The 6,915-nt window shown below is 63.9% G+C and carries 4 protein-coding genes; 3 read left to right on the top strand and 1 reads right to left on the bottom strand.

Annotated features, from left to right (window positions below; all coding sequences use genetic code 11):
- Window positions 1-19: 19 nt before the first annotated feature.
- Complete coding sequence (locus AC1RDJ_RS27105) at window positions 20-1,015, bottom strand: RluA family pseudouridine synthase (RefSeq protein ID WP_071322360.1); 996 nt, start codon at window positions 1,013-1,015, stop codon at window positions 20-22.
- A gap of 688 nt (window positions 1,016-1,703) precedes the next feature.
- On the opposite strand from AC1RDJ_RS27105, the gene AC1RDJ_RS27110 reads away from it, so the two are divergent.
- The 3 genes from AC1RDJ_RS27110 to AC1RDJ_RS27120 all read left to right on the top strand — a co-directional run.
- Window positions 1,704-4,883 (top strand): Rne/Rng family ribonuclease, encoded by a 3,180-nt coding sequence (locus AC1RDJ_RS27110; protein WP_493029286.1) that lies wholly within the window; start codon window positions 1,704-1,706, stop codon window positions 4,881-4,883.
- A gap of 108 nt (window positions 4,884-4,991) precedes the next feature.
- Window positions 4,992-6,338: a chromate efflux transporter gene (gene chrA / locus AC1RDJ_RS27115; RefSeq protein ID WP_493029287.1), complete on the top strand. Its 1,347-nt coding sequence runs from the start codon at window positions 4,992-4,994 to the stop codon at window positions 6,336-6,338.
- 29 nt (window positions 6,339-6,367) lie between these two features.
- Window positions 6,368-6,915: radical SAM protein (locus tag AC1RDJ_RS27120; RefSeq protein ID WP_493029288.1), on the top strand; the 548-nt coding region annotated here is incomplete at its 3' end.

Below are 6,915 nucleotides of genomic sequence, written 5' to 3' on the forward strand. Positions count from 1 at the left end.
TGGATAGTCCCGGCCACACTTAACGTGGGGCAACGGCCAACGGTTTGCCCAAGCTTACCAAGAAACGCTGGCATTCGGCAGCCAGCGGCGCGTTCAAGGTCATCGTCTTGCCCGTTTCCGGATGCGTGAACGTGATTTGATGCGCATGCAGGAACATGCGTTTCAGGGCGCCGCGCGTGCTGTCGGCTTTCAACAGGGCACGGTTGAGGGCAAAGTCGCCATATTTATCGTCGCCGGCGATGGGGAAGCCGGACGAAGACAGGTGCACGCGGATCTGGTGCGTGCGTCCCGTCTTCAATTCCGCTTCCAGCAAGGCGAAGTTGTGATATTTATGCAACAGCGAAAACACCGTGTGCGAGGCCAGGCCATCGGCCTGCACGGCCACCCGGCGCTCGCCTTCGGCCGTCGTATATTTATGCAATGGCAACTTGATATGCTGGCGCGCATTCTTCCAGTCGCCGGCCACCAGCACCAGATAGCGCTTGTCCGTGACGCCGTCGCGCATCTGCTCGTGCAAGTTGGTCAGCGCGGAACGTTTCTTTGCCAGCAACAACAGGCCGGACGTGTCGCGGTCCAGGCGGTGCACCAACTCGAGGAACTTGGCGTCGGGACGCGAAGCGCGCAATTGCTCGATCACGCCGAACGACACGCCCGAGCCGCCATGCACGGCCACGCCGGCCGGCTTGTCGATGACGAGCAGCTGCGCATCTTCGAAGATGATGGCAAATTCGGCGGCCGGCGCGCCCGTGGGCGCCTTTTCGGCCACGCGCACGGGGGGAATGCGCACCACGTCGCCGGCGGCGAGACGGTACAGCTGATCGATACGGCCTTTATTGACCCGCACTTCTCCCGATCGCAAGATCCGGTAGATGTGGCTTTTAGGCACTCCCTTGCACACTCTTAATAAGTAGTTGTCGATGCGCTGGCCTGCTTCTTCCTCGGCGATCGTTACGAATTGGGCTTGCGGCTGAACCGGGGGTGTTGAAGGGGGAACAACATCATTTTGACTCTTCATTTACTATGTCTTCCCAGAAATCTCTCTAAGTCCTTCATTTTGAATATATAATTGTTTTTGCTGCGGCCCTGGCTGCTGCGAGTGTAAGAATAAAAGCACATTTTACACAGGGGCGTCTCCACCGGCCTCGCCAAATTGCAAATTCGGTGGAAAAAAATGTATATGCACCATCCCTGCGCGAATCAAGGTTGCACCGTAGTTGTAATCGGATAACGCGTGGAGATGCTGAAGAGAGTGTATTGGATTATAAGGATAAGTACCCGTTAGCGCGACTTATCGAGTCGGGCTCGCGGGTTGATGAAGTTGATAACGCTTGCCGTTTTCGCCAAACCCCGTATGAGGCCACAATACTGAGGGTTGTCGATGAATAGGCTGAGGCCAAGCCTCGCCATCGCGATCCCTGTAATGAGCCGGCTTACGATTTGGCTCTGAATTTGCTGACCACCTGCATTCTCTGCCCCCGGCATCCGGGCTGCTTCAGATGAGTTGCAGGTGTCCTGTGCACTCGGCATGACGATCGACCTCACCGCGCCCTGTTGCGGCCGCAACGTATACCTCGTACACGTTGTTGCTCCGCACGCTAAGGCATTCCCCCCGCCAACACTCCCGTTCTCGCATATATCCCTGTACTTTCGCCGCTTCCCCGGAAGCGGCTTTGAGATGGCCTACGGGTCGCGGAGTTATAAAAATGAAACGCATGTTGTTTAATGCCACGCAGCAAGAAGAACTGCGCGTAGCGATTGTCGACGGACAAAAACTGATCGACATCGATATCGAGACAGCCGGGCGCGAACAGCGCAAATCCAACATCTACAAGGGCGTGATCACGCGCATCGAGCCATCGCTCGAAGCGTGCTTCGTCAGCTATGGCGAAGACCGCCACGGCTTCCTGCCTTTCAAGGAAGTTGCCCGCACGTACTTCCGCGAAGGCGTGGACGTGCGCAATGCCTCCGTCAAGGAAGCGCTGCGCGAAGGCCAGGAAATCATGGTCCAGGTGGAAAAAGAAGAACGCGGCAACAAGGGCGCCGCCCTGACCTCGTTCGTTTCGCTGGCCGGCCGTTACCTGGTATTGATGCCGAACAACCCGCGTGGCGGTGGCGTATCGCGCCGCGTGGAAGGCGAAGAGCGCCAGGAATTGCGCGAAACCATGGATAAACTGGACTTGCCAGCTGGCATGTCCGTGATCGCCCGCACGGCCGGCATCGGCCGCAACGTCGATGAACTGCAGTGGGACTTGAATTACCTGATGCAACTGTGGCGCGCCATCGAAGGCGCCGGCAAGTCGGCCAACGGCGCCTTCCTGATCTACCAGGAATCGTCGCTCGTCATCCGCGCCATCCGCGACTACTTCCAGCCCGACATCGGCGAGATCCTGATCGACACCGACGAGATCTACGACCAGGCGCACCAGTTCATGAGCCACGTGATGCCCGACATGGTGCACCGCGTAAAACGCTACAGCGACGACGTGCCGCTGTTCTCGCGCTTCCAGATCGAACACCAGATCGAAACGGCCTACAGCCGCACCGTGCCGCTGCCATCGGGCGGCGCCATCGTCATCGACCACACGGAAGCCCTGGTCTCCGTCGACGTCAACTCGGCCCGCGCCACGCGCGGCTCGGACATCGAGACGACCGCCTTCAACACCAACTGCGAAGCGGCCGAAGAGGTGGCCCGCCAGCTGCGCCTGCGCGACCTGGGCGGCCTGATCGTCATCGACTTCATCGACATGGAAGTGGCGAAGAACCAGCGCGAAGTGGAACAGCGCCTGAAAGATGCACTGCACCATGACCGTGCCCGCGTGCAAATGGGCAAGATTTCGCGTTTCGGCCTGATGGAACTGTCGCGCCAGCGCCTGCGTCCTTCGCTGTCCGAAGGTTCGCACGTGACGTGCCCGCGCTGCTCCGGCACCGGCCACATCCGCGATACGGAATCGTCCGCCCTGCAGGTGCTGCGCATCATCCAGGAAGAGGCGATGAAGGAAAACTCGGCCACCATCCACGTGCAAGTGCCCGTCGACGTGGGCGCCTTCCTGCTCAACGAAAAGCGCGGCGAAGTGCTGAAGATCGAGAACCGCCACCGCATCGCCGTGATCCTGATCCCGAACAAGCATCTGGAAACGCCGCACTACAAGCTGGAACGCATCAAGCACGACGATCCGCGTCTGGAAGACAGCCAGGCCAGCTACAACCTGGCCGAACACGCTGAAACCGACATGGCTTACAGCAAGCGCCAGAAGGAAGAAGCCAAGCCGCGCCAGGAAGCCGTCGTCAAGACGATCACGCCTGACCAGCCGGCACCGCTGGTCGAGCGCAAGCCTGTCGAAGCGAAACCAGCTCCGGTGGCCGCGCCTGCCGCGCCGCAAGGCCTGATCGCCAAGATCATCAGCTTCTTCACCGGCGCCCCGGCACCGGTGGCGCCAGCGCCAGCCCCTGTCGCCCCGGCCAAGCCGGCCGGCGCCGACCGCGGCGACCGCAACAGCCGTGGCCCGCGTGGCCGTGGCCGCAACGGCAAGCCGGGCCGCGAAGAACGCGAACCGGGCCAGGGCCGTCCAGCCCAGGACGACGCCGCGAAAGAAGCGGAAGCACTGGAAAAAGCGGCACGTCCGCCACGCCCGCCGCGTCCGCCACGCGAACCGCGTGAAGCGCGCGAGAATGGCGACACGGCAGCGGCACCGCGCGAACGCGGCGAACGTCCTGAACGCGCCGAGCGTCCGGAACGTGCCGAGCGCCCGGAGCGCGCCGAACGCCCGCCACGCCAGCCACGCGAAGCGCGCGAACCGCGCGCCGACAAGGCTGTTGTTGCTGAAGTGAAAGCTGAAGAGCTGGCATTGGTCGGCGCTGCCGCCAGCGCCATCAACGTGGTCGTGCCGTCAAACGGCCCCGAGTCCGACGCCGCACCGGCGAACTTGCTGAAAGCGCCGGCGAACGCCGGTCCTGAAGGCGAAGAGACGGAAAACGACGTCGAAGGCGAAGAACCGCGCCGCCGCCGCCGTCGTGGTGGCCGCAACCGCAACCGCCGCGACCGTGAAACGGGCGAGCTGATCGAATCGGCAAACGGCGAGAACGAAGGCCAGGATGCCCCGGTGATCAGCTTTACCGTGGCGCCAGCCAACGAAACCGACGCTGCTCCGGTCGCCGTGGTAGCTGCCGCTACCGCCGTCGTCGCCGTTGCCGCGCCAGTGGAAGCTGCCGTTGATGCGCCAGCCGTCGTGGTAGAAGTGGTGGAAGTGGCCAAGGTCGTGGAAATCGCCAAGGCAGATGCAGCAGTGCCTGCCGCTGACGTTGCCGAAGCGGTTCCTGCTGCTGAAGTGGCTGAAGTGGCCGCCCCTGCCGCCGTGATCGTGCCGGAAGCACCAGCCGAGGCCGTCGTTGCTGCAGCGCAAGCTGTACCAGCCGCTGCCGAGCCTGCTCCTGCCGCCGAGTACAGCTTTGCCGAGAAGGCCGAGGCTGCTCCGGCTCCGGCTCCAGCGGAAATCATCGTGGAAGCCGTGCCTGTCGTGGAAGCGGCACCGCTGGCTGAAGCGATCGCCGTGATCGAAGAAGCGCCAGTCGCCGAAGCGGCGCCTGCCGCTGTCGTGGCAGAAGCGGCCCCGGCCGTGGTGGAAGCCGCACCCGTGGCTGCCGAAGCTGCGCCAGCGCCTGCACCAACCCCAGCGCCTGCCGCGCCAGTGGCCGCGCCGCTGGACTTGAACGCGGTGCTCGGTTCGGCCGGCCTGACCCTGGCCGCCACCGATCCGGAAAAGCTGCGCCTGGCACAGGAAGCTGCCGCCAAGGCCGTCGCGCCCGTGCGCAAGCCACGCGAACGCAAGCCATTGCCGCCGCAATCGGATGAGCCGTTGATCCAGGTCAACACGCAGCGTCCATAAGCGCGCCGGGGTCACCCAGCCGCCAATGATGAAAGGGGAAGCTCAGGCTTCCCCTTTTTTTTATGCCCCGAATACCTACCCCAACCTACGCCAGCCAGACCGCCAGCCATGCTCCCTGACTCCACCACCGCCCCTCCCGCCGCCGTCAGCCTGCGCAGCGCCTTCTGGTACTGGCTCAAGCTGGGTTGCGTCAGCTTTGGCGGTCCCGCCGGGCAAATCGCCATGATGCATGCGGAACTGGTGGAAAAACGGCGCTGGATTTCCGAACAGCGCTTCCTGCACGCCTTGAACTACTGCATGCTGCTGCCGGGACCGGAAGCGACCCAGCTGGCCATCTACATCGGCTGGCTGATGCACCGCACGCGCGGCGGCATCGTGGCGGGACTGCTGTTCCTGCTGCCCTCGCTGTTGCTCCTGATCGCCCTGTCCTGGCTGTACCTGGCCTACGGCCACGTGAGCGCCATCGCCGGCATCCTGTACGGCGTCAAGCCGGCCGTCGTCGCCATCGTGGTGGCGGCAGGCTGGCGGCTGGCCCGGCGCACCTTGCGCAGCCCCGGTCTGGTCGCCATTGCGGCTGCCGCATTTGTCGCCATCGCCGCGCTACAGCTGCCATTTCCGCTGATCGTGCTCGGCGCCGCCCTGTTGGGCATGGCTGGCGGCCACTGGCTGCCCGGGCATTTCCATGCCGGCGCCATGCCGCATGGCGGCGCGGCCCGCTTCGGCCCCGCCCTGATCGATGACGACACGCCGACGCCATCCCACGCGCGCTTCAGCTGGCCGCGCCTGCTGGGCACGGCCACCGTGGGCGTGGCGCTGGCCTTTCTCACCTGGCTGGGCCTGGCGCTACTGGGCGGGCGCGAGCAGCCGCTGGCGCAGATGGGTGTGTTTTTCAGCAAGGCCGCCCTGCTGACGTTTGGCGGCGCCTACGCCGTGCTGCCCTACCTGGTGCAGGGCGCCGTCGAGCACTACCACTGGATCAGCAGCGCGCAGATGATGGATGGCCTGGCCCTGGGCGAAACGACGCCCGGCCCCTTGATCATGATCGTCGCCTTCATCGGTTTTGTGGGCGGCTGGAGCCAGGCGGCGGGCAGCGCCGGCGAACATCTGTGGCTGGCCGGCATCGGCGGCGCGCTGGTCGCCAGCTGGTTCACCTTCCTGCCCTCGTTCATCTTCATCCTCGCCGGCGCGCCCGTGGTGGAAGCGTCGCGCGGCAACCTGCGCCTGAACGCGCCCCTGACCGCCATCTCGGCGGCCGTGGTGGGCGTCATCGCCAGCCTGGCCCTGTTCTTTGGCCACCATGTCTTCTGGCAAGAAAGTCCCGTGCCGCACTGGGACTGGCTGGCCGTCGGCATCGCGGCGGCAGCTGGCGTGGCGCTGATCAAGTTTCAAATGGGAACCATCAAATTGCTGCTCGCCTGTGCCATCTTCGGCCTCGTGCTATCGTATCTGCCTTGAACGACTTAACGTAAGTGGCATCACCTTTCATGGCTGACAAGATTATCTTCCTCGCCGACGCCCGAAATGGGGTGCCGGCGATACCCGACCGGCTGGAAAGTCCCAGCGGCAACGTCGCCGACCGCCTGGGCCGGCCCCTGCACGACCTGCGCATCTCGATTACCGACCGCTGCAATTTCCGCTGCGTGTATTGCATGCCGAAAGACGTGTTCGACAAGAACCACGTCTACCTGCCGCACACGGACTTGCTGTCGTTCGAGGAAATCACGCGCATCGCGCGCCTGTTCGTCGCGCACGGCGTGGAAAAGATCCGCCTGACGGGCGGCGAACCGTTGCTGCGCAAGAATATCGAAAAGCTCATCGCCATGCTGGCCGCCCTGCGCACGCCGTCGGGCCAGCCGCTGGACCTGACCCTGACGACGAATGGTTCCCTGCTGGCCAGGAAGGCGCAAGCCTTGAAGGATGCGGGCCTGAACCGCGTCACCGTGTCGCTCGATTCGCTCGACGACGCCACCTTCAAGCGCATGAACGACGTCGATTTCGCCGTCGCCGACGTGCTGCACGGCATCGATGCGGC

It is taken from the genome of Janthinobacterium sp. GW822-FHT07H10 (genome assembly GCF_058798675.1).